Origin of the sequence: Epibacterium sp. Ofav1-8 (assembly GCF_022348185.1) — a bacterium.
Taxonomy (GTDB): Bacteria; Pseudomonadota; Alphaproteobacteria; order Rhodobacterales; family Rhodobacteraceae; genus Epibacterium.
The window spans coordinates 71,267-97,538 of record NZ_JAKRFD010000013.1 but is presented as its reverse complement, the minus strand read 5'-3'; the positions used below and the strand labels follow the sequence as shown (position 1 = coordinate 97,538).

Annotated in this window: 22 protein-coding genes and 1 pseudogene; 16 read left to right on the top strand and 7 right to left on the bottom strand. The window is 59.9% G+C overall.

The window, feature by feature from the left end; genetic code table 11:
* Positions 1 to 490: 490 nt before the first annotated feature.
* Both MHM97_RS18680 and MHM97_RS18675 read left to right on the top strand, forming a co-directional pair.
* Positions 491 to 1,795 (top strand): AAA family ATPase, encoded by a 1,305-nt coding sequence (locus tag MHM97_RS18680; protein WP_239324305.1) that lies wholly within the window; start codon positions 491 to 493, stop codon positions 1,793 to 1,795.
* Complete coding sequence (locus MHM97_RS18675) at positions 1,792 to 2,916, top strand: ParB/RepB/Spo0J family partition protein (RefSeq protein WP_239324303.1); 1,125 nt, start codon at positions 1,792 to 1,794, stop codon at positions 2,914 to 2,916. The genes MHM97_RS18680 and MHM97_RS18675 overlap by 4 nt, the downstream gene beginning before the upstream one ends.
* A 55-nt stretch (positions 2,917 to 2,971) precedes the next feature.
* On the opposite strand, the gene MHM97_RS18670 is transcribed toward MHM97_RS18675, so the two are convergent.
* Positions 2,972 to 4,012 carry an OmpA family protein gene (locus tag MHM97_RS18670; RefSeq protein WP_239324301.1) on the bottom strand — a complete coding sequence of 347 codons (1,041 nt, stop codon included), beginning with the start codon at positions 4,010 to 4,012 and terminating at the stop codon, positions 2,972 to 2,974.
* A gap of 217 nt (positions 4,013 to 4,229) precedes the next feature.
* Between MHM97_RS18670 and MHM97_RS18665 the strand changes: the two genes are divergently transcribed.
* On the top strand, positions 4,230 to 5,720 hold the full coding sequence (locus MHM97_RS18665) for a caspase family protein (RefSeq protein ID WP_239324300.1): 1,491 nt from the start codon (positions 4,230 to 4,232) through the stop codon (positions 5,718 to 5,720).
* Between the two features lie 9 nt (positions 5,721 to 5,729).
* On the opposite strand, the gene MHM97_RS22905 is transcribed toward MHM97_RS18665, so the two are convergent.
* A complete protein-coding gene (locus MHM97_RS22905; protein WP_239324299.1) occupies positions 5,730 to 6,920 on the bottom strand; it encodes a DUF4384 domain-containing protein in 1,191 nt (396 codons plus the stop codon).
* A 46-nt stretch (positions 6,921 to 6,966) separates the two neighbouring features.
* Between MHM97_RS22905 and MHM97_RS18655 the strand changes: the two genes are divergently transcribed.
* Positions 6,967 to 7,194 (top strand): hypothetical protein, encoded by a 228-nt coding sequence (locus tag MHM97_RS18655; protein WP_239324298.1) that lies wholly within the window; start codon positions 6,967 to 6,969, stop codon positions 7,192 to 7,194.
* Positions 7,195 to 7,351: 157 nt separating this feature from the next.
* On the opposite strand, the gene MHM97_RS18650 is transcribed toward MHM97_RS18655, so the two are convergent.
* Genes MHM97_RS18650 through MHM97_RS18630 form a run of 5 tightly spaced genes read right to left on the bottom strand, consistent with a single transcriptional unit; the run spans position 7,352 to position 10,196 of the window.
* Positions 7,352 to 7,765, bottom strand: coding sequence for an ExbD/TolR family protein (locus MHM97_RS18650; protein WP_239324297.1), 414 nt, complete (start codon positions 7,763 to 7,765; stop codon positions 7,352 to 7,354).
* Positions 7,762 to 8,172 carry an ExbD/TolR family protein gene (locus tag MHM97_RS18645; protein ID WP_239324296.1) on the bottom strand — a complete coding sequence of 137 codons (411 nt, stop codon included), beginning with the start codon at positions 8,170 to 8,172 and terminating at the stop codon, positions 7,762 to 7,764. The genes MHM97_RS18650 and MHM97_RS18645 overlap by 4 nt, the downstream gene beginning before the upstream one ends.
* Positions 8,169 to 8,816, bottom strand: a complete 648-nt coding sequence (locus tag MHM97_RS18640; protein WP_239324295.1) for a MotA/TolQ/ExbB proton channel family protein — start codon at positions 8,814 to 8,816, stop codon at positions 8,169 to 8,171. The genes MHM97_RS18645 and MHM97_RS18640 overlap by 4 nt, the downstream gene beginning before the upstream one ends.
* A gap of 2 nt (positions 8,817 to 8,818) precedes the next feature.
* Positions 8,819 to 9,241: a hypothetical protein gene (locus MHM97_RS18635; protein WP_239324294.1), complete on the bottom strand. Its 423-nt coding sequence runs from the start codon at positions 9,239 to 9,241 to the stop codon at positions 8,819 to 8,821.
* A gap of 52 nt (positions 9,242 to 9,293) precedes the next feature.
* A complete protein-coding gene (locus tag MHM97_RS18630; RefSeq protein ID WP_239324293.1) occupies positions 9,294 to 10,196 on the bottom strand; it encodes a hypothetical protein in 903 nt (300 codons plus the stop codon).
* 113 nt (positions 10,197 to 10,309) lie between these two features.
* Here MHM97_RS18630 and tssA point away from each other — a divergent pair, with 113 nt between their 5' ends.
* The 12 genes and pseudogenes from tssA (at position 10,310) to MHM97_RS22900 (ending at position 26,209) form a co-directional block, all read left to right on the top strand.
* On the top strand, positions 10,310 to 11,365 hold the full coding sequence (gene tssA, locus MHM97_RS18625) for a type VI secretion system protein TssA (RefSeq protein WP_239324291.1): 1,056 nt from the start codon (positions 10,310 to 10,312) through the stop codon (positions 11,363 to 11,365).
* A gap of 77 nt (positions 11,366 to 11,442) precedes the next feature.
* Positions 11,443 to 11,958 (top strand): type VI secretion system contractile sheath small subunit, encoded by a 516-nt coding sequence (tssB, locus tag MHM97_RS18620; RefSeq protein WP_139663463.1) that lies wholly within the window; start codon positions 11,443 to 11,445, stop codon positions 11,956 to 11,958.
* 19 nt (positions 11,959 to 11,977) lie between these two features.
* On the top strand, positions 11,978 to 13,474 hold the full coding sequence (tssC, locus tag MHM97_RS18615) for a type VI secretion system contractile sheath large subunit (RefSeq protein ID WP_239324289.1): 1,497 nt from the start codon (positions 11,978 to 11,980) through the stop codon (positions 13,472 to 13,474).
* Positions 13,475 to 13,549: 75 nt separating this feature from the next.
* Complete coding sequence (locus MHM97_RS18610) at positions 13,550 to 14,050, top strand: Hcp family type VI secretion system effector (RefSeq protein WP_239324287.1); 501 nt, start codon at positions 13,550 to 13,552, stop codon at positions 14,048 to 14,050.
* A gap of 101 nt (positions 14,051 to 14,151) precedes the next feature.
* Positions 14,152 to 14,955 (top strand): type VI secretion system accessory protein TagJ, encoded by an 804-nt coding sequence (locus MHM97_RS18605; RefSeq protein WP_239324389.1) that lies wholly within the window; start codon positions 14,152 to 14,154, stop codon positions 14,953 to 14,955.
* Positions 14,948 to 15,445 carry a type VI secretion system baseplate subunit TssE gene (gene tssE, locus MHM97_RS18600; RefSeq protein ID WP_239324285.1) on the top strand — a complete coding sequence of 166 codons (498 nt, stop codon included), beginning with the start codon at positions 14,948 to 14,950 and terminating at the stop codon, positions 15,443 to 15,445. The genes MHM97_RS18605 and tssE overlap by 8 nt, the downstream gene beginning before the upstream one ends.
* Position 15,446: 1 nt before the next feature.
* Positions 15,447 to 17,324 carry a type VI secretion system baseplate subunit TssF gene (gene tssF, locus MHM97_RS18595; protein WP_239324283.1) on the top strand — a complete coding sequence of 626 codons (1,878 nt, stop codon included), beginning with the start codon at positions 15,447 to 15,449 and terminating at the stop codon, positions 17,322 to 17,324.
* Positions 17,288 to 18,361, top strand: a complete 1,074-nt coding sequence (gene tssG / locus MHM97_RS18590; protein ID WP_239324281.1) for a type VI secretion system baseplate subunit TssG — start codon at positions 17,288 to 17,290, stop codon at positions 18,359 to 18,361. Before tssF ends, tssG begins: the two co-directional genes overlap by 37 nt.
* Position 18,362: 1 nt before the next feature.
* Positions 18,363 to 21,092, top strand: coding sequence for a type VI secretion system ATPase TssH (gene tssH, locus MHM97_RS18585; protein ID WP_239324279.1), 2,730 nt, complete (start codon positions 18,363 to 18,365; stop codon positions 21,090 to 21,092).
* A 220-nt stretch (positions 21,093 to 21,312) separates the two neighbouring features.
* Positions 21,313 to 22,164 carry an ion transporter gene (locus MHM97_RS18580; protein ID WP_239324277.1) on the top strand — a complete coding sequence of 284 codons (852 nt, stop codon included), beginning with the start codon at positions 21,313 to 21,315 and terminating at the stop codon, positions 22,162 to 22,164.
* Positions 22,157 to 22,663 (top strand): annotated as a pseudogene (gene tssB, locus MHM97_RS18575) (type VI secretion system contractile sheath small subunit); the annotation flags it as partial. The gene MHM97_RS18580 and the pseudogene tssB (MHM97_RS18575), both read left to right, overlap by 8 nt.
* 813 nt (positions 22,664 to 23,476) lie before the next feature.
* Positions 23,477 to 26,209 carry a type VI secretion system contractile sheath domain-containing protein gene (locus MHM97_RS22900; RefSeq protein WP_370645765.1) on the top strand — a complete coding sequence of 911 codons (2,733 nt, stop codon included), beginning with the start codon at positions 23,477 to 23,479 and terminating at the stop codon, positions 26,207 to 26,209.
* Positions 26,210 to 26,272: the final 63 nt, after the last annotated feature.

Sequence of the window (26,272 nt, the reverse complement as noted above, 5' to 3'; positions counted from 1 at the left end):
GTTGCGAGTTGAGGCCTGCACCGCAACTCAGCGTTATTTGTTGATGGGTACAGATTTGCGTCCAGTTCGACGATTCTGTCAAGCCTGTCTCTAAGTGGTGAGCTGAGCACATACCATTTTCGAAAAGAAAATTAGGTATCAATGGTATTGGGGGACATTCCATACGTCCCCTAGTGCGTCCCTTATGTCCCCTATTCAGGCGGGGTAGCGGAATATCTGTCCCCCTAATTCACACCTAAGTGCACCAAGAGTCGCAGCGGCCGACAGCACGCAACAGCGAATCGGTGCGAAGGGCACACAGAGCCTGTGCTCGCGCGTTTCGCGGTCAAAATCAGAGTCTTTCCCTGCTTTGGCGCAAGGATGTCCCCACGGGGACAGGACGCTAAAACCGATGATATTTGTTTTTGCGTTTTTTGCAAATCCGGCGTAAATGGAAGTCGAGGTAGAAAAAGCGTCCAAATCGGGGCGCTCGCCATTCGAGGAGCAGTGAATGTACACCCATGAAGACCTTGCGGCGCTTCAGGCGCAATCTTTGAAGATGCAGAGCTGGATCCGGCAGCAGACCTTTTCACCAGAGATGGAAAAGACCCTTCGACGGTTCTCCAGTTGGGAAGTTGCCGAGCTGATATTCAAGGTGAACCAGTCCACCCTACGTGGACGACTGGCCGCTGATCCGAGCCTGCCTCAAGGGCATGTGGAGGAAGACGGGCGCCAGCGATGGTACTCATTGGATGAAATCAACGAGCTGCGCCGCCGCATCAAGATCAACAGGAAATCGCTGATGCCGGGCCGGCCTGCGGGCAAGCGCGCAATCCGCGTCGCCATTTCGAACTTCAAGGGCGGAGCCGGAAAATCGACGGTTGCTTTGCACTTTGCCCATGCCGCCGCGCTGGATGGCTATCGTGTGCTCTGTGTGGACTTTGATCCGCAGGCGACGCTGTCGCACTCCATGGGGTTGTCGGACGTGGCAGAGGATTACACGGTCTGGGGGATCATGGCGCGGGACCTGGTGCGCGAGACGGAACGCATGAATGCCTCTGTGCGCGGGGCTGAGAGTGGATCTGCCCTGCCCGAGCGGCGACTGCCTTCCTCCATCACCGGCATGGGGCTGCAGGATCTGAGGATTTCCGACTTTGTCAAACCGACCAGCTGGCCAACGATCGATGTGATCCCGTCCTGCGCGAACGCCGCCTTTGTCGAATTTGCATCCGCGCAATACCGCCATCTCAATCCGGAGTGGTCTTTCTTTGCGGCCGTGTCGCGGTATCTCGATCAGCTTCCGAGTGATGACTACGACATGATGATTTTCGATTGCCCACCGGCTATCGGTTACCAGTCGATGAACGCGGTTTTTGCTGCCGATATGCTCTATGTCCCCTCCGGCCCCGGGTACTGGGAATATGATTCCACGACGTCTTTCATCGGTCAGCTTTCCGAAGCGCTGGAAGACCTTTCGGCCTTCAATGGCGTTGTCCCCACAGGGACGTTCAATCTGCCGAAGGTGTTCCAGGATGTGCGCTTCCTGTTGACGCGGTATGAATCCGGGAATGATCTTCATCGTGCCATGCGGTCCGCATTCATGAAAGTGTTCGGAGATCGCATGACCGAACACCCGATCGAGATGACCCGTGCGGTAGAGCAATCCGGACGGTTCCTCAGTTCGATCTATGAGATCGACTATCGGGATATGACGCGGGAAACGTGGCGCCGCGCGCGTGTCTCCTTTGACAAAGCCTATGAAGAATTTCGTGGCAATGTCCTCGAGGCCTGGGAGAAATTGGAGGATGAGGCATGAGTAAGCGCAGAGTCTTTGATATCGATTTCCCGGATGAACCGGCTGTCCCCGCGGGGACGGAGAAGGCTGATGCCGAGGATGCGGTCGCTTCCCCGGAACACCGACGCGGTCCGATGGCCAAAGCGATTTCCGAAAACGCCGAAGCCTTGCGCGCGCGTGCTGAGGTCGAGCAGACCATTCGCGCCGAGAACGACAGGCTCGCACATGAGTTTGTGCGCCTGAAGAAGCTGGGGCTCGTGGTTGATCGGATCCCGCTCGATCAAATCAAAGTCACCAAGCTGACGCGGGACAGGTCGGCCAAAATCGATCCTGAACTGGCAGAGCTGAAGGAGTCCATTCGTACCATCGGGCTTTCGAACCCGATCCGGGTGGAGGAAGACGGCGATGGGTATCAGCTGGTTCAGGGGTTTCGCCGTATGTCGGCCTATCGTGAACTGCTTCAGGAAACCGGTGATGAAGAGTTTGCAGCGATCCCGGCTGGCCTGGTTGCGCGCGGTGAAACGCTGCAAGGGCTCTACCGGCGCATGGTCGATGAGAACCTCGTGCGTCGGGACATTTCCTTTGCCGAAATGGCGCAGTTGGCCGTGTCCTACTGTGAAGACCCGGAGACCGAGGCCCCGGATCTGGATGCTGCGGTTGCGACGCTTTATGCATCGGCCGGGCGCCAGAAACGGGTCTACATTCGCAACTTCGCAGAGCTGCTTGATCTGTTGGGGGCGGAGCTGCGCTTCCCGGAGGCGATCTCCAGAAACCTGGGGCTGGATCTGCGGCGCGCCTTGTTGGCGGATGAGGCCGCCTGCGCTGAGCTACGGAGCCGCCTTCGCGTCGCTGCCGCTGAAACCCACGACGATGAACTGGAGGTTCTGAAGACATGGTTGGCGGGCCGCGGCCAAGGAGCTGGGCGTACTGCAAGTTCAGAGCAAACCACTGATGGGGCGGCGAAGGCGGCTCCGGGCGGGCAGGCCAAGACCACATTGCGATGCACTGTCCCCGCGGGGACAGTGCGGTGTCAGGCCCGCAATGGTCGAATTGAAATGGCGATGGAGCGTGACTTCTCGGGCGTAGATCAACGCAAGCTGGAAGCGGCGATCCACGCGTTCTTTGCGGAACTGGAAGAGTAGGTCCCGGCTTTGCGTGCTATGAGTGGCGCTGTCCCCGCGGGGACAGCGCCGCTTTTTAATTCAGTACCTTGAACTCGATGCGACGGTTCTTGGCGCGATTTTCAAGGGTATTGTTGTCGACAAGCGGGCTGGTTTCACCATATCCAACGGGGACCAACCGGGATTGTGCCGCGCCTTTGGAGATCAGGTATTTGGCGACAGCCACCGCCCTCTGTCGGCTCAGCTCGAGGTTCCAGGCCGCTTTGCCCCAAGAATCTGTATGTCCTCCGACCTCGACTTTCATGTCCGGGCATCGGTTCACCACATCTGCCAGCACATCAAGAAACGCACTGGCATCGTCGGTGATGGCCGCCGTATTCGGCGGGAAGTTCAGGCTGCGGCTTTGCGACAAAATCTCGAAGCGGCCAACGCATTCCTCTCGGTTGAAGGTGCCAGAGGTTTCCAGCGCAGCGCTCTTGCCTGCCGAGGGTGCGTCTATCGCGGCAACCTCGGTGTCCGTTCCCGTGCGGGTAAAAGTCAGGTCGAGGCTGACGATCCCCACAGGGGTGATGGTGACATTGGCAGCTTCTTCAAGTTTCGCCAGCCCGCCCAGCAGATCAAAATCGGCGAGGGACAGAATGATCGGCTGAACTGTTGCGACGTTCACTGTATTGTCGTCCAGCAATGTCACCGCAACAGGAGCCGTGACATTTGCTTCTACCCCGTGCAGCGTGAGGTCGACCGACAAGTCGATGGTCTTTCTCCGCATCTCTGCAAGATTGGCCACCTGTTCTGGTGCAAGCGATGTTTCGATCACGGCCTCGCTATGCTTGAATGTTTCAAAGAACAGAAACCGCATGCGGACGTTGCGGAGGTCGATTTTGGTGTCCACCGAATCCAGGGCGACAGAGATTTTGGCTGTCCCCGTGGGGTCAATTGCTCCGGAGAACGACGCAAAACCACTGTATTCCGCAATTGTCCCTTTTTTGACGGACAGGAAGCCGATGTTGGACTGATCGGTCTGCAGTCGCCACCCGCCGGCAAAGGGATTGGCCGTCGCGAGGATGGGAGAGAATAGAAAAGTAAATAAAAACAATAGGTAAAGGCGTTTTTTCATGCCTGGGGTTCCTTTGGGTCTGGCGCTGCGGAGCATCCTGATGGCCAGTGTAGCATTTCCAGCGCAGTGAGCTAACAGCACAATGCGCGCCGTGTGGTCTCGAATTGCAAAGACATGTAAATTACACGTTGAGAAAAGCGTGCCATACTGGTCTTGCCCACCGTCCCGAGCATTCAGGGGTGGGCAACTGATCCCGTGGCCAAACCGAAAGATACCCGTGATTCCTCGACGTCTGAACCTGCCGATGTGGCTCCTTGCAGCGACAACCCTGTGGCTCATCCTTTGGGCTGGCCTTTTGCATGCCGCGGACCGTATGGCGCTGGTTGTCGGGAATTCGGCCTATGGGTCGGTGACGGCATTGGAGAACCCCGTCCACGATGCAGAGCTGATAGCGGACTCGCTTGAGGAACTGGGCTTTGAGGTGACGCTGATCACCGATGCAACTCAGGTGGAGTTGAAGCGGGGCATTGCGCAATTCGGGCGTGCGCTTCGTGCCAAGGATGAAAGCGCCGTCGGCCTGTTTTACTACGCAGGCCATGGGGTGCAGAGCTTTGGCAACAATTACCTGCTGCCGGTGGATGTGGCGCTGAGTGATGCGGCGGATCTAGATCTCGTGGCCGTCGAGGCGCAATCCGTCCTGCGTCAGATGGCATCGGCCCGAAACGCCACCAACATCGTGATCCTCGATGCGTGCCGCAACAACCCTTTTGTGAGCGTCGCTGACCTGAATGACAATGGTCTGGCAGAAATGCAGGCCCCAACCGGGACCTTTCTTGCCTATGCGACGGCGCCCGGTGCGGTGGCGCTTGATGGTGTCGAGGGCAATAGCCCCTTCACAGAAGCGCTGGCGCGGGAGATGACCGTCGCCAATCAGCCAATCGAACAGGTGCTGAAGCAGGTGCGCCGGTCCGTTCTGGAGGCGACCGACGGTCGCCAGACGCCTTGGGACAGCAGCTCGCTTGTCAGCGATTTTGTGTTCAACAAAGTTTCATCCGTGGCCGAGCCACGCTCCAATGCGGCGATTGCCGAGCGTGAGCTTTGGAACCTCGCGCGGGAGAGCCGCGATGCGGTTCAGTTGATGCTCTTCCTGCGGTCCTATGGGAAGAGCCCCTATGCGGCCGATGCGCGCGCCTTGCTGGCGGAGATCTCGCATCGGTCCAACACGGACGAGTCGGCCCAGGGCAGCCATCCGATAACGGATGAAACGGCGATGTTCGAAGCGGCGCATAACGAGGCTGGTACAGCCGCCCTCGAAGCTTATCTCCAGGCCTTTCCGGATGGGCGGTATCAGGAGCTCGCAGAGGTCGAGCTTGCGGCGCGCCAAACCGGCGCCGGTGCCGATCTCGATCTCGGCGGGGTTCCAACGGTGACCACAAGCCTGATGGATGAGCCACTGTCCGAGCAGATCGAGACAGGTCCTATTTCCTTTACCAGTGCGCTCAAGAGCGACCTGGAGCAGGTCAATGGGCTGACGCTGGAGCATCTGGTGCAACAATCTCCGCTCTTTCCGCCGGTGGCCGGTTTGCCCGAGGAATACTGGAAGGAGCAAAGCTGTAGCAATTGCCACAACTGGACGCGCGATGCGCTGTGCACACAGGCGCGGACCTATCTGACGGCCGACCTTCAGCGCTCCCTTTCAAAGCAGCATCCTTTCGGCGGCGTGATGAAGCGGGCACTGCGGAGCTGGGCGACGGGCGACTGCGACTGACGCGCGTGGTCAGGGCGCTTGCGTGACCACGAGGAAATATACCCATTCGCCTTTGAAATCAGCATGTTGTGCGCGGGCGGCGGCAATGGCGCTCTTCAGGTCGGATAGATACGGCGATGCGGGTTCGGAGAGCGGTCGCAGAGCGGTATCCGGGTAGAGCGGGTGTGAGCTGGCAAAGGCGACGACGATTTCCTGACCATAGGGTGGCCCAACCGTGATCTGCAAACCGGTGTCCGCTGCGGCGCGCGCGCCCACATGGAGCTGTTCGGCAGGTGGGATCAACGTCAGCGGGGCGTATGCATTTGGCCTTAGATGAATGACGTTTCCGGTGGCGTCGAAATAGTCGACGTACACATAGGCCGGATAATCGGGTGCGGTGAGGTTGAAATAGAGCTGTTGCCCACCAGAGAAGGTCAGGGCACGTGCATAGGTGTCCTGCCCAATCAGACGCGGATCCGTTGTCTGATCTGTGCTTTGCGGCAGGCCAAGGTCCGAGATGGCAGAAAGCGCGCCGCATTGTGGTGGTGGCAGGATACGAAGACTGTCCGATACCGCGATGTCGCTCCCCATTTGTGCCTGCAAAGCGTTGAGGATCTCGGGACGCAATGCGCCATCGGGGATGTGCCCGGTGGCATTCAAGGTGGCAGTCTCCGGATCGAATGCGAGTTGCACCCGCGCGCAGGGCAGGGCGGCGAGTTGCGCGGCCAGACCGTCCCGGACCACCTGATCCGCAGGGCCGGGGGCCTGAAAGGCGCGAAATGCGGCCAAGGATTGCGGATCGACATCACCAGAGGAGGTGCCCACAAACGCCAGCGCGGCGGTGATCTTCTCGGAGTTGGCTTGTGCGGCAGGCCGAGAGGATGCCACCTCGGATGCGGGAAGTGTCGCGATGGATTGCCCGGATTGAGCAAGAGTTTCCAGATCGGGGGCAGGGATCAATGTGGCATCCAGCCTGGCAGCCGGTTGGTCTGATGCGTGCAGGGACACTGCGGCAGGTGTCTCCGCCGGTGTTTTTTCCGTCCGCACCTCTTGAACGTCGGCGAGCGGCTGCGCGTTGACGGGGAGCGCCGCAGACAGTTCAGGTGTGGCAATATCCTCGGTGGCGCGCACTGCTTCCGCTGAGGGGATTGCAGACGCGGCTTCGGTGCGGTGCGGAACGACCGTATCAAGCGGCGTGGCCTGCAAAGAGCCCGAGGTCACTCCCTCTTGGGGGGCATCTTGCGATGAAAGCCTCGTCGGAGCACCGGTGCTGGATGCAAGCGAAGAGCTGGGCGGCGCACTCGCCGGCAATTGCGCGCCCTGCGGCGTGGGTGTGGCCACGGAAGGCGCCTCGATCTCGACAGCCTCGGCCCGGCGTCTGGGGAGCGGGCCTGCGCCCACCGGGCTTGAACTCTGTTCTGCCGGGTCAAGGGGGGCGCCGCTTGCGTCGGAGGGGGAGGCGCTGCTGCGTGGCACGCTGTGCGCAGTGACCTGAAGCTCGGTCGGTGTTTCGGAATGATGCCGGGGGGGGGCGGGGTGCAGGCTGAGCAACACAAGCGCAATCAGCGCTGCGTTCGCAGCCACCGAGCCCAAAAGCCCAACGCTCCACACAAGGGGCGTATATCCAGGTGGGTTATGTTGTTCGGCGAGAGTCACCTGACTGTCGCGCCGCTTGGCGTGACGATCAGAACGATGTCATCAAAACCCTGGGCCTCGGCCACTGATAAGAGGGGCAAGACATGTCGCAAGCTGGCCTCGCGATGGGCATTGATCCGCAGTCGCAGGCCGTCAGAGGTGTCCTGCAGTGTGGCGAGCGCCTTTGCCACCGCGGCCTGATCGACCGGCTCACCATTCAGGGCCAAGGCGCCGTGTTCCGAAACCGAGAGTGTCGCGCCGCCGGAGGGTAGGCTGGCGGCGCTGGAGACCATCGGTGGCGCAACGTCAAAGGGCGCGGTTGCGTCCATACGCCCGATCAGCATGAAGAACACCAACAGAAAGAACACCACATCGATCAGGGCTGTAATGGGCTCGCCACGGGCGCCGCTTGCGGGTCGATCAAGCTTCATTTTTGCACCTCCAGGCGCAGGATCTGAACCTGCCGAACATCTGCTTGGGCGACCGTCTCGAGAACCGAAACCAAGGATTGCGTGCTTGCAGCGGCGGAGGGCAGGATCAGCACCCGAAGCGTGTCCGGCCGCGCGGTGAAGTCCTGCAGGTGTTCCTGCAACTGGCCCATCTCCACGTATCGGTTCCCGATCCTGACGCGGCCTTCGGCAGACAGCCGGATCAAGATCACCTCGGGATCAGCGCCGGCCGAAACGCCTGATTTTGGGGCCGGATTTCGCACCGGCAACATGTTCAGGTTCAGATACGTCGATGTCACCATAAAGAAAACCAGCAGGATCAACAGAACGTCGATCATGGGCACCAGAGAGATCAGGCTGGTTGCGCGTGCGGGCCGGTTCAGTTTCATGGGGCTTCGCGTGTGGCGTCTCCTGCGGGCTGGGTGGCCTCTTCGGCGAGTAGAAACTGACCGATGCTGCGCTCGATGCTCTGGGCGACCCGTTCAATGCGTGCGGAGTACAAACCCGCTGCGATGGCGGCGGGGATCGCCACCAGAAGACCGGCGGCGGTGGTCAGCAACGCCTGCCATATACCCCCAGCAAGAAGCGCTGCATTGGCTGCGCCCTCTGCGAGTTCAAGTTCCTGGAAACTCTGGATCATTCCCAGCACGGTGCCGAGTAACCCAAGCAGGGGGGAGATCATGGCGGTAATCTCCAGTATCCTGAGACGGTGTGCGAGGGTCAAAAGCTCGGCGCTGCCTCTGCGCTCAAGCTCCGATTGCAGCAGGGCAGGACGCAGGCGCTCCAGGGTACCTGACATCGCAAAGTTCAGAACGCGATCTGCCGGCGTTTGAGTTCCGATCATTCGGAGCGCATCGGGCTTCTCGTTCTTGCGCCAGCGCGAGATCGCGTCGCGCCGCTTGTCCTCCCCCGAGAGGACCGAGCGCAATTCGATACCCTTGGCGATGATGATGGTCAGTGACAGCAAAGACAGTATGGCGAGAACCAACAGGATTGGTGCGCCGGTGCCGACGTTTTCCAGCAGGCGCTCCATATCTATTTCACCAAACGCGTGTCTGAGCGGGAGGCCAGATCCAGGATCGTGAAACAATCCATCTCCTCCTCGTTTTGAGGCTGGCAGGCGGTCATGTCATGGAGCAGCACCTCGGAGATGTCGGTGCAACTCAGGTCCGGAATTTCGAACAGCTTGAGCGTGGTGCGCGCCACGGGCAATGGCGCAGCGTCGATGGAAAGCAACCGATCAATGACCCCGCGTGCGTCCAGGACAGCCAGGGACATCTCAAAGCCTGCAAAGCTCTTTCCTGTTTCATTGCGGAACAAGAAAAAGGCACGGCAACCGCCGCCGTCGATGCTCTCGGTCTTGTTGAGCTCGACCAGGAGCCGGCCGCTGTCGGCAAGCGCCGGTCCCGAAAGCGCAATCGAGATAGCGACGAGGAGGGCAGGAAGAGGGCTTCGCATTCTGGATCTCCGACGTTGGATTGGGCGTTTTCAGAAGGGGAGGGCAGGTGGTTCAGATCGCGGCACTGAGCGCGGCTTCGATACGGTCCATGACCTCCCGCGCCTTGTCATGATCCCGCTGCTTCAGGAGCCGGGCGGCAACGCGGAGCGCTCGATCCAGCTTTTCCCGCTTGCCGCCGGCAACCTGCCCCATCGAGGTGCGCAACTTCTTCGCACGCTTCAGGTCCGCGCCAAGCGGTCGGGTTTGACGTTCGCGGTCGGCGCGTTTCATGCTGCTGTCGGCATCTTCGCGATCCGCACCGATGCGGGCAACCGCCTGTTCGATCATGGTGATCAGCGTTTGCGCGTCTTCCAGCTTGCCTGCGTTGATCAGGCTGAGCGCTTTGGACAGCCCGCGCTTCAGTTTGCGTTCAAGCGGACCGGGGGCCTGAACGATTCTTGGTTTGATTCGCTTTGCGCGTGCCAGCAGCGGTTTGACCAGCTTGGGGTCGATTCCCGGGGTGTCCACATCGTCAAGTGCCGTTACATCAGCGTCATTTTTGCTCTTTTCCGGTTTGAGGCTATCCAGCAGATTGCCACCGTCATCGCGAAACAGCACATTCACTTTGGGTTTATTGGCGCGCAGGAACCGTTTCAGGTTTGTGACCGCCTTCGCAGGGGCCTGCTCACAGATCATTTCCATCTCGTCCGAGCGGACGACGAATGTCCCCCAAGTCATTGGTGGTCCACCGCCTTCCTTCTTTAGCAGCGGCCGGAGCTTCTCGGGTTTGCTGCCTGGCTGGATTAGCAACAGCGGATCATTCTTGCCATCCAGGCAAAAGGCGAAACTCGTGCGCCGCTTGGCGCCCTCGCGCACCAGGGTCCTCATATCGCCGCCCTCGATACGCGTCGGTTGCATGGCTGACCCTCCTGAACCTTTCAAAACAATTGACATTGAGCATTCGGCAAGGCTCACTTTGCGTCAAGTTATTGTTTTGTTGCGCGGTATTATCCGTTGCGGCAGGCGTGGGAATGCTTCACAATTCCGACAGAACAAAAAAGCGCTTTGCTGACGGGGGTTAGTGCAAAATGGATGTGAGCATCCTGTTGCAATCCAAGGGGGATGATGCCCCCAGCGGATCCGATCCGGAGTATGATCCGGACTTTACGGAAATGGAACTTGCGGCCCAACCGGGTGAAGAAACGGTTATTGGTGATCAGGTCACGCCGGCGACCGACCCCGACTATCGAGAAGTTCAGAACAAGGCTTTGGCCGTTCTGGAGCGGGCCCACGACCTGCGTGCAGCTGTTTTCCTTTCTGACGCAATTCTTCAATCAGAAGGGGTGCAAGGCTTTGCCGATGTCACCACCCTGATGCGGGGGATGCTCGAAGAGTTCTGGGACACCTGCCACCCGATGCTGGATGAGGACGATGGCGACCCCACCATGCGGGTGAATGCGGTGCAGGACATCTGCGGGCAACCTGATGGCATGGGCGGGCCGTCGCCGGTCTACCGCTCGCTGCGCCGGGCAGCGTTGACCGAGAGCCGGGGCTTTGGGCGGTTCTCGATGCGGGATATCGAAATCGCGGAAGGCCTCATCGCGGCGCCGGCACATATGGATCACATCCCGGATACGGCGACGATCAGTGCGGCCTTCCAGGATTCGGATGACGATGTCCTCAATGCGCGTTTTTCCGCAATCGAGACGATCGAAGCGAATATTCGGGCGATCTCGGCTGTTTTCGATGAGCAGACGCCGGGGCAGGGGCCAGAGTTGGACCCGCTCCTGAAGCTCTTGAGGCAGATGACGCAAAAGATGCGATCTTATGGTAGCATGGGAGAAACGGAACAGACGACCCCGACGGAAGATGAGACGGACGGCGCGGATGTCGTTGCGGCCCCATCACGCCCCGTTGGTGGTGGTGCGCCCGGCGCGATCAATTCGCCGACCGATGTGGCAAACACGATCGACCGGATCATCGCCTATTACAAGCGCGAGGAACCCTCGAGCCCACTGCCGCTACTTCTGGAGCGTGCCAAGCGCCTGGTGGGGGCCGATTTCCTGACCATTATAAATGATATGGCGCCACGCGGTTTGGAGAATGTTCATCTGGTTGGCGGCATCGAAGACGAAGACGATTGATAGAAACCCATTTCCGAATTGGCGCGACGGAACCTTTTTCCAGCGCCGTACAAGAAGTGACGATCGAGGAGGCCTAGATGGCAGACAGTTCCCAGAAGTTCATCGCGCGCAATCGTGCGCCGCGCGTTCAGATTGAATATGACGTCGAGCTCTACGGCGCCGAAAAGAAGGTTCAGCTGCCATTCGTAATGGGTGTGATGAGCGATCTGGTCGGGAAGTCGGAGGTCGAACAGCCGGCAATTGCGGATCGCAAGTTCCTCGAAATCGACGTGGACAATTTCGACGATCGCATGAAGTCGATGGCGCCCCGTGCGGCCTTCACGGTGCCCAACACCCTGACGGGCGAAGGCAACCTGGCGGTCGACATCACCTTCGAGAGCATGGATGATTTCAAGCCGGCCGCAATCGCTGCAAAAGTAGAACCTTTGCGCGAACTCCTTGAAGCGCGCACCCAGCTTTCCAATCTTATGACATATATGGATGGTAAGACCGGGGCCGAGGATCTGATTTCCAAGATCATTCAGGACCCGTCGCTGTTGAAGACTTTGGCCGCGCAGCCCGCCCCCGGTGGCGCTGACGACGCTGGCGAATAAATTTTAGGGAGGGACAGATATGGCTGAACAAGATCTTCAGACAGAAGCCGCCGAGGGCGCTTCCGCCTTTGGTTCCAGCGAATTCGCCAGCCTCCTGCAAAAGGAGTTCCGGCCGAAATCCGACCAGGCCAAGACCGCCGTGGAATCCGCGGTCAAGACGCTGGCCGAACAGGCACTGGCCAACACCAACCTGGTGTCCGACGATGCGCTCCGCTCGATCGAGAGCATCGTGGCCGAGATTGACAAAAAGCTCACCGAGCAGGTCAACCTGATCCTGCACAACGAAGAGTTCCAGCAGCTTGAAAGCGCCTGGCGCGGTCTGCACTATCTGGTGAACAACACCGAGACCGACGAGATGCTGAAGATCCGGGTGATGCCGGTCTCCAAGAAAGAGCTCTCCAAGACCCTGAAAAAGTTCAAGGGCACCGCCTGGGACCAGTCGCCGATCTTCAAGAAGATCTACACCGAGGAATTCAGCCAGTTGGGGGGTGAGCCCTATGGCAGCCTGGTGGCGGATTTCCACTTCGATCATTCGCCCGTCGATATCGAGCTTCTGGGTGAGATGTCCAAGATCGCTGCGGCCGCCCATGCGCCGCTGATCACCGGGGCCAAGCCGACGCTGTTCCAGATGGACAGCTGGTCGGAACTGTCCAATCCGCGCGATCTGACCAAGATCTTCCAGACCCCGGAATATGCGGCCTGGCGGAGCTTGCGCGACAGCGAGGATGCCAAATATGTCGGTCTCGCGATGCCGCGGTTCCTTGGACGTCTGCCTTATGGCTCTCAGACAGATCCGGTGGAAGAATTTGCCTTTGAAGAAGACACCGAGGGCGCCGACAGCAACAAATACGGCTGGGTCAATGCCGCTTACGGCATGGCGACCAACATCACCCGTTCGTTCAAGAGCTATGGCTGGTGTTCGCGCATCCGCGGCGTTGAAAGCGGCGGCACGCTCGAAGGGCTGCCCTCGCACACCTTCCCGACCACCGATGGTGGCGTGGACCAGAAATGCCCGACCGAAATCGCGATCGATGACCGCCGCGAAGCGGAACTGGCCAAGAACGGCATGATGCCGCTGATCCACCGCAAGAACACCGATGTGGCGACCTTCATCGGCGCGCAGTCCCTGCACAAGCCCGCCGAATACGACGACCCCGATGCCACCGCCAACGCGAACCTCGGGGCGCGTCTGCCGTATCTTTTCGCAACCTGCCGCTTTGCGCATTATCTGAAGTGCATGGTTCGCGACAAGGTTGGCTCTTTCAAGAGCCGTCAGGACATGGAGTCCTGGCTACAGGATTGGATCAACAATTACGTTGATTTCAATGCCGACATCTCCTCGGAGTCGGAGAAGGCGCGCAAGCCGCTTGCTTCGGCCGAAGTGGTTGTCGAAGAGGTCGAAGGCAACCCGGGCTATTACAGCTCGAAGTTTTTCCTGCGTCCTCACTACCAACTGGAAGGCCTGTCAGTATCTTTGAGACTGGTTTCCAAACTGCCGTCCGAAAAGGGTGGCTGATTTTAGAACTCCGATTTCAACGTCACTCGAAAATAACTTCGAACTCGAAAACATCTGATCTGAAAGGAATGAACAATGGCTGCGAACATGTTCGTTAATATCTCCGACATCCCCGGCGACGCGACCGAGAAGGGCCACGACAAGTGGATCGTGATCCAGTCGCTGAGCTGGAATGTCGAGCGCGCCGTCGAAATGTCCGACCTTGGCTCCACCCAGCGTGGTCACGCGAACTCTAACTTCGGCAAGATCGAAGTCACCTCGCAGATGGGGATCGCCTCCAACAAGCTGGCGACCTCCGTGGCCAACGGCACCGTGCGTCCGGAAATCAAGCTGCATATGTGCCGTTCGGGCGAAAGCGCCTCCGCCGGTCTCGAAGCCTACTCGATCTGGACCCTCAAGGACGTGGTGATCGACAGCTATTCGATCTCCGGCTCCGAGGATGGCATCCCGGAAGAGACCTGGACCATGGCCTATGCCGCGATCGAGCATGAGTACAAGTCCACCGACCAGAAGACCGCGAAGCTCAAGACCGAAAACACCTTCAAGTGGAACGTTCAGACCGGCCAGGTCGAATAATTCCCGCACCTTGCGTGTTATCAAAGTCCCGGGCGCTGAAGTGCCCGGGACTGACTGTAATAGATTTCTTATAGAATTTCAGGGGGAAGCGCTTCGTGTCCATGACAGCACAAGAGCATCTAAAGGCGGGTGACCCGGCGGCGGCTCTGGCCGCATTGCAGGATGAGGTCCGCAAGGATCCTTCCAACGCCAAGCTGCGCATCTTCCTGTTCCAGCTTCTTTGCGTGCTTGGGGACTGGAAGCGTGCCGTCACCCAGCTGAAGCTGTCAGCCGATATGGACAGTGCAGCGACCACCATGGCGCAGGCCTATCGCGAGGCAATCATCTGCGAGGTCTACCGCGATAAGGTCTTCAAGGGAGAGAAGGAACCGCTGATCTTCGGTGAGCCGGAGGAATGGCTCGCCTTGCTGATCCAGGCGCAAAAAGCCCTCGCGGCGGGGAAGCCCGAACAAGCGGCAGAGACACGTGCCAAAGCCTTTGATGCGGCCCCTGCAATAGGTGGCACGTTAAACGAAAAGCGGTTCGACTGGATTGCGGATGCCGATATGCGCTTGGGGCCGGTGCTGGAGGTGATCGTCAACGGACGCTACTTCTGGATGCCGTTTTCCAAGATCGACACGCTGGAGCTGGAAGAGCCTGCGGATTTGCGCGATGCGGTCTGGATGGCCGGAACCTTGACGCCCAAGGATGGCGGGGCCTTGGCGGTATTGGTGCCGACCCGGTATCCGGGATCTGCCGAGGCGGGGGGGCTGACGGCGCTTGCGCGGTCGACCGATTGGATTGATCTCGGCGCGGAGTCCTTCGGCGGGCTTGGGCAACGCGTTCTTGCCACAGACCAGGATGACGTTGCCTTGATGGATCTGCGTCTGCTGAAAATGGACGGGAGCACGTCCGGCGATGGCTGATAAGACCCTCGCAGAGCGCTTGCAGCCGTCCCTATTGGATCGGCTCACAGATGATGCGCCCAGCGAGCGGAAGGAAACCCGCGACTCTCGGGTCATTGACGTGGTGCGCTTGCGGGAAATCATCCAGCGCGATTTGTCCTGGCTGTTGAACACACAGAATGGTGGCCATTTTATCGACGAGGAGCGTTTCCCGTCGGTGTCACGTTCGGTGCTGAACTACGGGCTGCATGAGGTGACGGGGGAGTTCACCGCTAAGGAAAAGATGCGGGAAATCCGTGATTCCATACGCAGCGCGATCCAGGCCTATGAACCCAGAATTATTGATGGCTCGGTCGATGTCACGCTGGTGGATGCAGAAGACACGACACAGATGACCGTAGCTTTGGAGATCCGGGCGGACATGTGGGCGCAACCCATGCCGCTGGAACTCTATCTGCGTTCGAAGGTCGATCTCACAACAGGCGAAGTCCACATGGACCGGAGGGGTTAACGTGGATACGCGGTTACTTGAGCACTACGAGACGGAACTGAATTACCTGCGCGACATGGGGGCAGAGTTTGCGGCCGCCTATCCAAAGATCGCGTCGCGCCTCGGCATGGAAGGGGTCGAGGTGCTCGACCCCTATGTCGAGCGTTTGCTGGAGGGCGTTGCCTTCCTGTCGGCCCGGGTGCAATTGGAGTTGCAGCTGCAATACCCCAATTTCACGTCCAACCTGCTGGAGATCATCTATCCACACTACCTGGCCCCGACCCCGTCGATGATGATTGCGCGGCTGGAGCCGGATATTTCCAACTCTGCGGTGAAGGCGGGATACAAGCTGTCGCGTGGGACAACCATGCGCTCCGGTTTGACCGACGGTATCCAGACTGCGGTTGAGTTTCGGACCGCGGCGGATCTGACACTCTGGCCCATCGAAATTGCAGAAGCGCAGTATATCGACGGCCGTGGTGAACTTGTCGCCGCCGGGGTCGCGCAGGGCTATGATGCACGCGCGGGCATTCGGCTGCGGTTGCGCCGCAAGGATGGTGAACCGATCCGCGAATTGGATATGGATCATCTCAGCCTCTATCTGACCAATGCCGCAGGCAACAGCTGGCCTTTGCTCGAACTGCTGTGCACGCAAGTGTCCGGGCTTGTGGGGCGCAGCACGGATCGACGCGATGATTGGCAAATGCCATTGCGGCAGGGCGCAGTCCGGCAAACTGGGTTCTCGCCGGACGAAGCCCTGCTGCCGGTGCCGCGCCGCGTGTTTGATGGCTATCGCCTGTTGCAGGAGTATTTTGCGCTTCCTGAACGGTTCCGCTTTGTCGAGTTGACCGGGTTGAAGCCGGCTCTTCAACGGGCCAAGGGCGCGGATGTGGATGTGTATATCCTGCTGCGCGAGGGCATGAAGAATATCGAGCAGATCATTATGCCCGATGTCTTTGAACCGCATGCTGTTCCTGCGGTGAATCTGTTCGAGAAACGGTGCGACCGGGTGCGGGTCCTGTCCAAGGACACTGAGCACCACGTGATCCCGAACCGCACCGCCGGGCTCGATTATGAAATTTACGCGCTGAAATCGGTGACCGGCATCAGCGGTGACGGCGAGGATGATGTCACGTTTCGGCCGTTCTATTCAGCCACGGATCTGACCGCCGCCGGGGAGGGGCATCCGGCCTATTATACCCTGAAGCGCAAGATGCGGCAGCGTTCCGAGAAGGAGCGGCTGCGTGGAGTGCGATCTTCCTACCTCGGGTCCGAGGCCTATTTGACATTGGTTGACAGGGCGCAAGCCCCTTACAGCGCCGGATTGGAACAGCTGGCGGTGACCGCCCTGTGTACCAATCGTGACCTGCCGATGCTGCTGGCGACAGGGAACGAGGATGTCTTTCATTTGCCGGATGGCGGGCCGGTCAAGAAGATCTCCCTGCCGGTATCGCCAACCCGTCCGCATCCGACGCTTGCTCAGGGCGACACGGCCTGGCGATTGATCTCGCATCTGAGCCTCAACTATCTGTCGATTGCTGAAAGTGACACCGGGCATTCGGCCGCCGCCCTGCGCGAACTGATCGGGCTTTATGCGCCGTTGGGCAATCGGGTTACAGAAAAGCAGCTGGAAGGTATCTTGTCGGTGTCCACCCGGCCGATCGTCCGGCGTATGAGTGACGAAGTTCTGTCGACGGCTGTGCGGGGCATCGAGGTGTCGCTGGGCTTTGACGAAAGCTATTTCGAAGGTACCAATATCTATGCCCTTGGGGCCGTGCTGGAGCGCTTCTTTCGTGGCTATGCCAGCATCAACTCCTTTACCGAAACCGTCCTGACAACGGAAAAACGCGGGGAAATTGCCCGATGGCGACCAGAGAAAGGTCTCGGTCGCACGCTGTGACCCGGGATCAACACACCCTGTTCGACAAGCTTGTCGACTCACCCCAGGAGCATCACCTGTTCCAGGCGTTGCGCGTGCTTGAGGCGCATTTCGGGGATCATCCGCGCCTTGGCGAAAGCCGGCGGCCACGCCATGATGCGCTGCGCCTTGGACAAGAGGCCGAGCTGGCGTTTCCCCCGTCGACGATCGCCGATTTCAAACCCGGAAGCGCCACAGGGCCCGCGCGCCTGACAAACCGGTTCTTCGGCCTGTTCGGGCCCTCCGGGCCTTTGCCGCTGCATTTGACGGAATATGCGCGCGACCGCAAACGCAACCATCGGGACCCAACCATGGTGGCGTTTGCTGATATGCTGACGCACCGTTTGTTGAGCCTGTTGTATCGTGCCTGGTCCCAGGGTTCGCCCGCAGTGAGCTTTGACAGAGGTGACGACCCGATCGCGCGCAAGGTGGCGGCGCTTGCCGGATACCATGGTGACCACCTGCAGGGGCGCGATGCGATGCCGGACATGGCGCGGCTGCATTATGCCGGTCATCTCGGTCAACAGGCGCGCAACCCCGAAGGGTTGGTTTCGATCCTGTCCTCCTTCCTCGGCGTCGAAGTGAAGCTGGAGGAGTTCGTCGGATCCTGGCTCGAACTGGAACCCGATGACCGCTGGCAACTGGGCTCGGGGGCGCTTGGGAAAACCACGTCGATCGGTGACAAGGTCTGGAGCCGTTCAGCGAAGTTCAGACTGCGGATCGGCCCCTTGTCGTTGCCGGATTACGAAAGGCTGCTCCCGGGGGGAGAGAGCCTCAAACGCGTGCGCGCCATCGTCCGGTCCTATGTCGGTGATTGCCTTGATTGGGACGTGAACCTTATCCTCGATGGCGAAGAGGTGCCGCGTGCCAGCCTCGGCGGGACCACGCGCCTGGGACATACGAGCTGGGTGCGTAGCCGCCCGGACCCGGACGCAACACGTCCGGATGCAGATGATTTATACCTGTACCCCGCGCACGGCGGCGCAGGGCAAGACAGCTCGACAGAGGGAAGGACCTGATATGACCGAGATCAGCCGTGTAGCGCTTTTTGGCAAGCTCAACAAACTGGGATATCAGGCTGTCGAGAGCGCGACCGTCTTCTGCAAGATGCGCGGGAACCCTTATGTGGAGCTGGTGCATTGGCTGCATCAGCTGTTGGCGCAGCAGGACAGTGATATTCATCGTATCATTGCCCATTATGACCTTGATACCGGAAAGATCGCGACAGAATTGACACGGGCGCTGGATCAGTTGCCGCGTGGCGCGTCGACGATTTCCGATCTGTCCGATCATCTCATGGATGCGATGGAGCGCGGTTGGGTCTGGGGATCGCTGTTGTACTCGGCGAGCCAGGTGCGCTCCGGCCATCTTCTGCTGGGGATGCTCAAGACGCCAGCGCTGCGCAATATTCTCAGTTCCATGTCGCCGGAGCTGGCGCGCATCGGAGCAGATGATCTTGCGGACAATTTTGCGGTGGCCACTGATGGATCGCCCGAGGAGAGGCTGACCGCGCAAGACGGCTCCAACGTCGGAGGAGGGGCGGAACCCGGTGAAGCCTCTGCGGCCATGGCGCCGGGTGCCATGGGACAAGGCGAAGCGTTGGAGCAATTCTGCACCGACCTGACCGCCCAGGCCAAGGCCGGCGAAATCGACCCGATCGTTGGCCGGGACGAGGAAATCCGTCAGATCGTCGACATTTTGATGCGGCGACGTCAGAACAACCCGATCCTCACCGGGGAGGCCGGCGTCGGCAAAACCGCTGTTGTCGAGGGCTTTGCGCTCAGAATTGCGCGCGGCGACGTACCGCCGGCATTGCAGGACGTGCGCTTGCTGGTCCTCGATGTGGGGTTGTTGCAGGCCGGTGCCAGCATGAAGGGCGAGTTTGAAAACCGACTGCGCCAGGTGATCGACGAGGTTCAGGCCAGTCCGACCCCGATCGTGATGTTTGTAGATGAAACCCACACGCTGGTCGGGGCAGGCGGGGCCGCCGGCACCGGCGATGCGGCGAACCTGCTGAAACCTGCTCTGGCCCGCGGCACCCTGCGGACGATCGGTGCAACCACCTGGGCAGAATACAAGAAGTACATTGAGAAGGATCCGGCGCTCACCCGCCGTTTCCAGGTGGTCAAGGTGGAGGAGCCGTCGATCCCAAAGGCGGTGCTGATGATGCGTGGCATTGCATCGATGCTGGAGAAACACCACCGCGTGCAGGTTCTGGACGAGGGGATCGAGGCCGCTGTGTCTCTGTCGGCGCGCTATATCCCGGCCCGCCAGTTGCCGGATAAGTCGGTGAGCCTTCTGGATACGGCCTGTGCCCGGGTTGCGGTCAGCCAGCATGCGGTCCCGGCAGAAGTGGATGACAGCCAGCGCCGGATCGAGGCGCTGACCACCGAACTGGAGATCATCGGTCGGGACGAGACGGCCGGCTATGAGGTTGCGGATCGTCGCGAGGCGGTGACTGCCGCCAAGGTTGCAGAGGAAGAGCGCCTGTCTGACTTGACCGCCCAGTGGAACCGGGAGAAAGCCTGCGTGGACGCCATCCTTGACCTGCGCGCCAAACTCCGGGAGGGCGCCGCGCCCGTCGATACCGAGCAGGCGTCTGGAGACGACGGAGACACGGGCGCGACCGAAGCCGGCGACAGCCCGCTGAGCGACGAGGCGCGCGCCGGGTTGATGGCAGAGCTCAAGGCCAAGAACGCCGAATTGGTCAGCCTGCAAGGCGACCGCCCGCTGATGTTGCCGATCGTCGATCAGCAGGCCGTGGCCTCGGTGGTTGGTGACTGGACCGGCATTCCTGTGGGCCGCATGGTGAAGGACGAGATCCAGACCATTCTCAGTTTGGAAGAACACCTTGCCAAACGCGTCATCGGTCAGGATCACGCGATGAAAATGATCGCCAAGCGGATCCAGACCAGCCGCGCCGGGCTGGACAATCCCAACAAACCCATCGGTGTGTTCATGCTTGCCGGGACGTCGGGCGTGGGTAAGACGGAGACCGCGCTGGCGCTGGCCGAAGTCATGTACGGGGGCGAACAGAATGTCATCACCATCAACATGTCCGAATATCAAGAGGCCCATACCGTCAGCAGTCTGAAAGGGGCACCTCCCGGCTATGTCGGCTATGGCGAGGGCGGCGTGCTGACCGAGGCTGTCCGTCGCAAACCCTATTCCGTGGTCCTGCTTGACGAGGTCGAGAAAGCGCACCCCGATGTGCACGAAATCTTCTTTCAGGTCTTTGACAAGGGCGTGATGGAAGATGGCGAAGGTCGCATCATCGACTTCAAGAACACATTGATCCTGCTGACGACCAACGCCGGGTCCGACATGGTGATGGACATGTGTTCCGATCCGGACCTGCTGCCCGATCCGGAAGGTCTGGCAAAAGCGCTGCGTGATCCCTTGCTGAAGGTCTTCCCACCCGCGCTGCTGGGGCGAATGGTGACAATCCCTTATTATCCGCTGACGCCCGACATGATTGCGGAGATCACCAAACTTCAGTTGGGCCGTATTCAAAAGCGGGTCGAAGACAGCCACGGCGTGCCCTTCAGCTACTCTGACGCTGTCGTCGATGCGATTGTCGAGCGGTGCCAGGAACTTGAAAGCGGTGGTCGCATGATCGATGCGATCGTGACCAATTCCATGTTGCCGGATATTTCGAACGAGTTTCTACGTCGCCTGATGGAAGGGCAGGAAGTAAAGCGGGTTGCGATCGAAGTGGAGGGCGGAGACTTCACCTACAGTTTCGATTGAAGACACCCGGCGGGGGGCGGCGGATGCAGACGCCGCCTCACACGGCCGGGACCATAAAAGCCGCGTGCCGCCAGGAGGCTGCGGCGGTGTGATTTAAACGGGCTCCATACCGACAAGGCAAGGAGCCCTCCGGTTAAACCGGAAAAGGCAACAACCGCGCGGGCGGTTGCCCCCGGAGCGGGTGCGCAGAAGAGCTTGGGAGACAGGAACCGTGTCAGACATGACCGCCAATCCGACATTTGGAAGCCGCGCCTGGGCGCAGGTCGTGATCGAGCGGCCGAGCGTTACCAATGCCATTCTCGGGGTGATCATCTTCAATGCGATAACCCTGGGCCTTGGCACCTCAAAGGTGGTGCAGGCCCACGTGGGCGAGCTGCTTGATATAATCGACAATGTGGTGCTGGCGATCTTTATCGTCGAACTCGCCATGAAGCTCTACGCCTACGGATTGCGGTTCTTTTCCTCGGCGTGGAACGTTTTTGACCTAGTGGTGGTTGCGCTGGGTCTGTTGCCGGATCGGCAGGGGCTCTCTGCTCTGCGTGGGTTGCGGGTCTTGCGTGCGATGCGACTGTTGTCGGTGATCCCGCAGATGCGAGCGGTGGTGCAGGCATTGCTGGACGCGTTGCCGGGGATGGGTGCCGTCATCGTGATGATCTCCATCGTCTTTTACATTTTCGCGGTCATGGCGACGTTGATGTATGGCGCGGCGTTTCCGGAGTGGTTTGGCACGCTTGGGCGCTCTTTGTATTCGCTGTTCCAGATCATGACGCTGGAGAGTTGGTCGATGGGAATCGTCCGACCGGTCATGGAGGTGTATCCAACAGCATGGGCGTTTTTTGTTCCCTTTATTGTGGTGACCGCGTTTTCCGTGCTGAACTTGTTCATCGGTCTTCTGGTGAACACGATGCAATCGGCGGTGGAAGAAGAGACCGAGGCGGAAATTCATAAACTACGCGATCTGGTTAAGTCGGAAACAGACGTCGTCGATGGGCACGTTGTGGAACTTCGCGATGAAATCCGCGCCCTGAGAGCGGAAGTTGCGGCACTCTCGCAGGAGCGCAAAGATGACTGATAGCGCGCAGAAGTTCATCGCCCGCAACCGGGCCCCCCGGGTTCAGATCGAATACGATGTGGAACTCTATGGCGCCGAGAAAAAGGTTCAATTGCCCTTTGTGATGGGCGTCATGGCAGATCTGGTGGGGAAATCGAATACGCCGCAGCCTGCCATAGCGGATCGGAAATTCCTGGAGATTGACGCCGACAACTTTGATGAACGCATGCGGTCGATGGCGCCGCGCGCCGCTTTCACCGTGCCCAACACGCTCACGGGGGAGGGGACGCTGGCCGTCGACCTCACCTTCGAGAGCATGACCGATTTCACACCGGGGGCGGTCGCGGCAAAGGTAGATGCCTTGCGGCCGTTGCTGGAGGCGCGCCAGCAGCTTGAACAACTCATGACGTATATGGATGGCAAGGCCGGTGCCGAAGAGCTGATCGAAACGGTCCTGCGATCACCGAGTCTGTTGTCGTCATTGGCGGGGCAGGGGGCAGGGCCCGATGCGGAGGCGGATGCAGCCCTTCAAAGCTTGCGCAATGCGCAACCGGCCTCTGCGCCGGAGGAACCCGGGCACGAGGATGTTCTGACGCAGTTGGCCGCCCAGGCGCCCGAGGACGCGGGCACGGAGGATGCAGCGACAGATGTATTGGCGGATCTGCGTGCGGCAGCACCGGCCGAGGAACCTGTGCCAGATGCCACCGACAGCGTTCTGTCTTCTCTGGCTGCCTCCGCGCCCGATGAGCTTCCGGCTAAGTCTGATCATGACGAAACCCTGTCGCGCCTGGCTGCGGCAGCGTCCTCCCTGCCTGAGCAGGAGGACCAGCGCGGCTCCGTTCTAAAATCGCTTTCGGATCAGGCACCGGAGGAGGTCAGCGCGGACACAGCCGTCGACGACGCTCTGGGCACACTCGCGGCCCAAACACCGTTCGAGGCGGACCATCAGGATGATTCCGAAGCCGTCCTTGACGCACTTTCTGCACAAGAACCCATCTCTGCCGCGCCAGAGACTGATGTTTCAGAGCAGGTGCTGGCCAGTCTTGCGGATGCTGAGGATCCCGAGCCCCCACGCGCTGCGGGTGTAGAGGAGGTGCTTCAGAGCCTCGAAGTGGCCGAGACAGACGACGATGGCATTGATGTTGATGATGTGCTGTCGGGGATCGAGGTCGTAAATACGCCCACGCAAGGCGATACCGTCGATCTTGAGACTGTTGTCGGCGCGCTGGACACGGCTGAGACCACAGCAGAGACTGACGTAGATGATGTGTTGTCGGGTCTCGACCCGGTCCTTGAGACTGATGACGAAGACGACGCACGCGCGTTGTCCGATATGCTGGATGACTTCGGTGGCACTGAAACGACACCGGAGACTGATGTCTCAGAGGTTTTGGCCGGGTTGGAACCTGTGGAGGCCACATCCGACACGGCAGAGAGCGATCTGGCGTCGATACTGGAGGACGTGCCAGCCGCGACTGAGGAAGCCCAGGATAATCTGGATGATGTCCTTGCCGGATTGGAACCGGCGGAACAGGCCGCGGATGCGGAAACCGTGGATCTAGAGACGGTATTGGATCAATTGCCAGTGCCTGAAACCGGAAACGAAAGTGTTCTTGCTGCGGATGACATCCTGTCTGGTCTGTCCGACATCGATGTAGGAGATGCTTCTCCCGAGGGCGACACAGCAGTGGATGACATCCTGTCCGAAATCGAGGCCGACGCCCCGGAACAGGATCTCGAAACCCCAACCGCAGATGATGATCTGGACCTTGATGATCTTCTGTCTGATCTCGATATCCACGAGGATGAGCCCTCGGACGGTGTGATTGCGGCTGACCCTGACGCGGCGGGCGATCAAATCGACATCAGGGAAGGCGGTGATGCGGACACGATCTCCGCTGACCTGGATACGCTTCTTGATGATCTTGATATGTCGGAAGGCCCAAGTTCCGATGAGGACGCATCGGACCCGATCCTTGAGGATCTGCTGGGCGATCTGCCGGATCATGATGCGCCCGATGGAGACCCGGAACCGCCGCACGCCGAAGACATTTCGACCACACCGGAGGATGTCGCCGTGACCGACGCCACCGAGGCAGCCGAAACTGATCTGGACGCGCTCTTGGCGGACCTCGACATGTCGGAGGAAACCGATAGTCAAAACGATGATCTGGATGCGCTTTTTGGGGATCTGGAGGACGCGGCAGCCGCAGAGGAAGAAGACGATCTGGCAGATCTTGATGCGCTGTTGGGGGACCTTGATGAGGATGCCGAGGGCGACCTCGACCTGGACGCTCTGCTGGCGGGCGATGCGGGTTCAGAAACCGGCGAGGAGCAGGCCGCTCCGAAACAACCGGAGCCCGAACTGGCTTATGGAACAATGTCGGCGCAACGTCCCGAGCCGCAAAAACTGGACCGCAAACGCTTTCGGTTGGCGGTTTTTGGCGATTTCACAGGCCGCGCCGCCCGGGGCCTGATCGACACGGGCGATGCACTGGCACAGCGCAAACCCATGGTTCTGGATCCCGATACCTTTGAGGATGTGATCGAGAGTTTCGCCACTGAGCTTGTGCTGCCCATCGGCAAGGACGGCGCGGGGATTTCCGTCAAGCTGGGAGAGTTCGACGACCTGCATCCGGATGAGCTCTATGACAATGTCACGCTGTTCTCGGAGCTTGTCGGGCTGCGCAAACAGCTGCAGAGCGGCACCACCAAGGACCACGCCATGAAGACATTGGCGGCTTGGGCAGAGGCGCATGGCACGCCGATCCGTGCGCCCAAAGCGCGGTCCGGCGGTAATGCTGTGCCTGCGGACAGACGGCTGAGCGATTTTCAAAAGCTGATCGGTGACACGGGCAACAGGTTGCGCGAAGCGTCTCCGGTGGAGGACATGCTGGCGCGCGTTGTTGGTCCGCATATCCGCGCCCTGCCGGATCCCAATCTCGGGGCCATGCAGGAAGCAGTTGATCTGGCGCTGTCTGATGCGATGCGACTGGTGTTGCATCACCCGGAATTCCAGTCGGTCGAGGCGCAATGGCGATCACTGGACCTGATCCAGAGGTCGGTCGAAGTGGATGATACGCTGGAGGTGATGCTCTATGACGTATCTGCGGAGGAAATCGCCGCCGATCTCGCCGCCCAGGAAGACTTGTCCGAGAGCGGTTTTGTGCGGCTTTTGACAGAAGAGCCGATGGATGCGGAAGATGGACGTGGCGCCTATTCGGCATTGATCGGGCTCTATACATTTGAGGAAACACCGCCGCATGCGGAATTGCTGGGCCGCTTCGCCCGGGTCGCGGCGCATGTCGATGCCCCCTTTCTGGCATCCGTGACGCCTGCCTTCTGGGATCATCCCAAGGACGAGCGCCCCAAACTGGTGGCTGATGCCTGGGATACGCTTGCCGGAATGGTCGAGGCCGGCCATCTCGGACTGTTGACCCCGCGCTTCCTGTTGCGCCGACCCTATGGGGCCAAGGGCGAACCGGTTGATCCGTTTGATTTCGAGGAATTCACCCAGAGCGAGGGCTTGCGCGGCATGCTATGGGGCAACCCTGTGGTTCTGGCGGCAATCCTGATGGCAAAATCGTTCAAAGAGAACGGTGCATCGCTCCAACTCGGATCGATCATGTCGTTGGGGGATATGCCCTACCACTACGTGACGGACCGTTTCGGTGATCAGGTGGCGCTGCCTTGCACGGAACGGAACGTGGATCTTGATAAGATTGCTGTCGCAAAGGAGCGAGGCTTCATGCCGATCGCAGCCGTGCGGGGGCGGGATGAAATTCGTTTGACGTCGTTCAACTCGCTGCGGGGCGAGGCGCTGCTGGGGCCGTGGACGGGCGAGCCTGCCCCTGCGCCGTCGCCGGCGGACCTCACACCGCCCCGGCCTGAACCAGCGCCGGACAGCGCGGGAGACGACTCAGAGCTTGATTTGAATTTTGACGACGATGGCGAGCGCGGCGATGATGATCTCGACGCGCTTCTCGCCGGATTTGGTGATGATGACGATTCTGATTTGGACGGCGATATAGACGCCGATCTAGAGGCACTTTTGAATGACCTGTGACTTTGTATTCCGAAACTCTTTGCCCAGGGCTGAGGCGCGCCTCGCCGGTGCCCGGGACCGAAA

What these genes read in the sequence shown, in the direction of transcription:
- MHM97_RS22900 (WP_370645765.1), top strand. Translation starts at nt 23,477, where the DNA reads ATGCTGGATGACTTCGGTGGCACTGAAACGACACCGGAGACTGATGTC.
- MHM97_RS18635 (WP_239324294.1), bottom strand. Translation starts at nt 9,241, where the DNA reads ATGCGAAGCCCTCTTCCTGCCCTCCTCGTCGCTATCTCGATTGCGCTT.
- MHM97_RS18650 (WP_239324297.1), bottom strand. Translation starts at nt 7,765, where the DNA reads ATGAAGCTTGATCGACCCGCAAGCGGCGCCCGTGGCGAGCCCATTACA.
- MHM97_RS18675 (WP_239324303.1), top strand. Translation starts at nt 1,792, where the DNA reads ATGAGTAAGCGCAGAGTCTTTGATATCGATTTCCCGGATGAACCGGCT.
- MHM97_RS18610 (WP_239324287.1), top strand. Translation starts at nt 13,550, where the DNA reads ATGGCTGCGAACATGTTCGTTAATATCTCCGACATCCCCGGCGACGCG.
- MHM97_RS18640 (WP_239324295.1), bottom strand. Translation starts at nt 8,816, where the DNA reads ATGGAGCGCCTGCTGGAAAACGTCGGCACCGGCGCACCAATCCTGTTG.
- tssC (WP_239324289.1), top strand. Translation starts at nt 11,978, where the DNA reads ATGGCTGAACAAGATCTTCAGACAGAAGCCGCCGAGGGCGCTTCCGCC.
- MHM97_RS18580 (WP_239324277.1), top strand. Translation starts at nt 21,313, where the DNA reads ATGACCGCCAATCCGACATTTGGAAGCCGCGCCTGGGCGCAGGTCGTG.
- tssB (WP_139663463.1), top strand. Translation starts at nt 11,443, where the DNA reads ATGGCAGACAGTTCCCAGAAGTTCATCGCGCGCAATCGTGCGCCGCGC.
- tssE (WP_239324285.1), top strand. Translation starts at nt 14,948, where the DNA reads ATGGCTGATAAGACCCTCGCAGAGCGCTTGCAGCCGTCCCTATTGGAT.
- tssH (WP_239324279.1), top strand. Translation starts at nt 18,363, where the DNA reads ATGACCGAGATCAGCCGTGTAGCGCTTTTTGGCAAGCTCAACAAACTG.
- MHM97_RS18605 (WP_239324389.1), top strand. Translation starts at nt 14,152, where the DNA reads ATGACAGCACAAGAGCATCTAAAGGCGGGTGACCCGGCGGCGGCTCTG.
- tssA (WP_239324291.1), top strand. Translation starts at nt 10,310, where the DNA reads ATGGATGTGAGCATCCTGTTGCAATCCAAGGGGGATGATGCCCCCAGC.
- MHM97_RS18645 (WP_239324296.1), bottom strand. Translation starts at nt 8,172, where the DNA reads ATGAAACTGAACCGGCCCGCACGCGCAACCAGCCTGATCTCTCTGGTG.
- MHM97_RS18680 (WP_239324305.1), top strand. Translation starts at nt 491, where the DNA reads ATGTACACCCATGAAGACCTTGCGGCGCTTCAGGCGCAATCTTTGAAG.
- MHM97_RS18670 (WP_239324301.1), bottom strand. Translation starts at nt 4,012, where the DNA reads ATGAAAAAACGCCTTTACCTATTGTTTTTATTTACTTTTCTATTCTCT.
- tssG (WP_239324281.1), top strand. Translation starts at nt 17,288, where the DNA reads ATGGCGACCAGAGAAAGGTCTCGGTCGCACGCTGTGACCCGGGATCAA.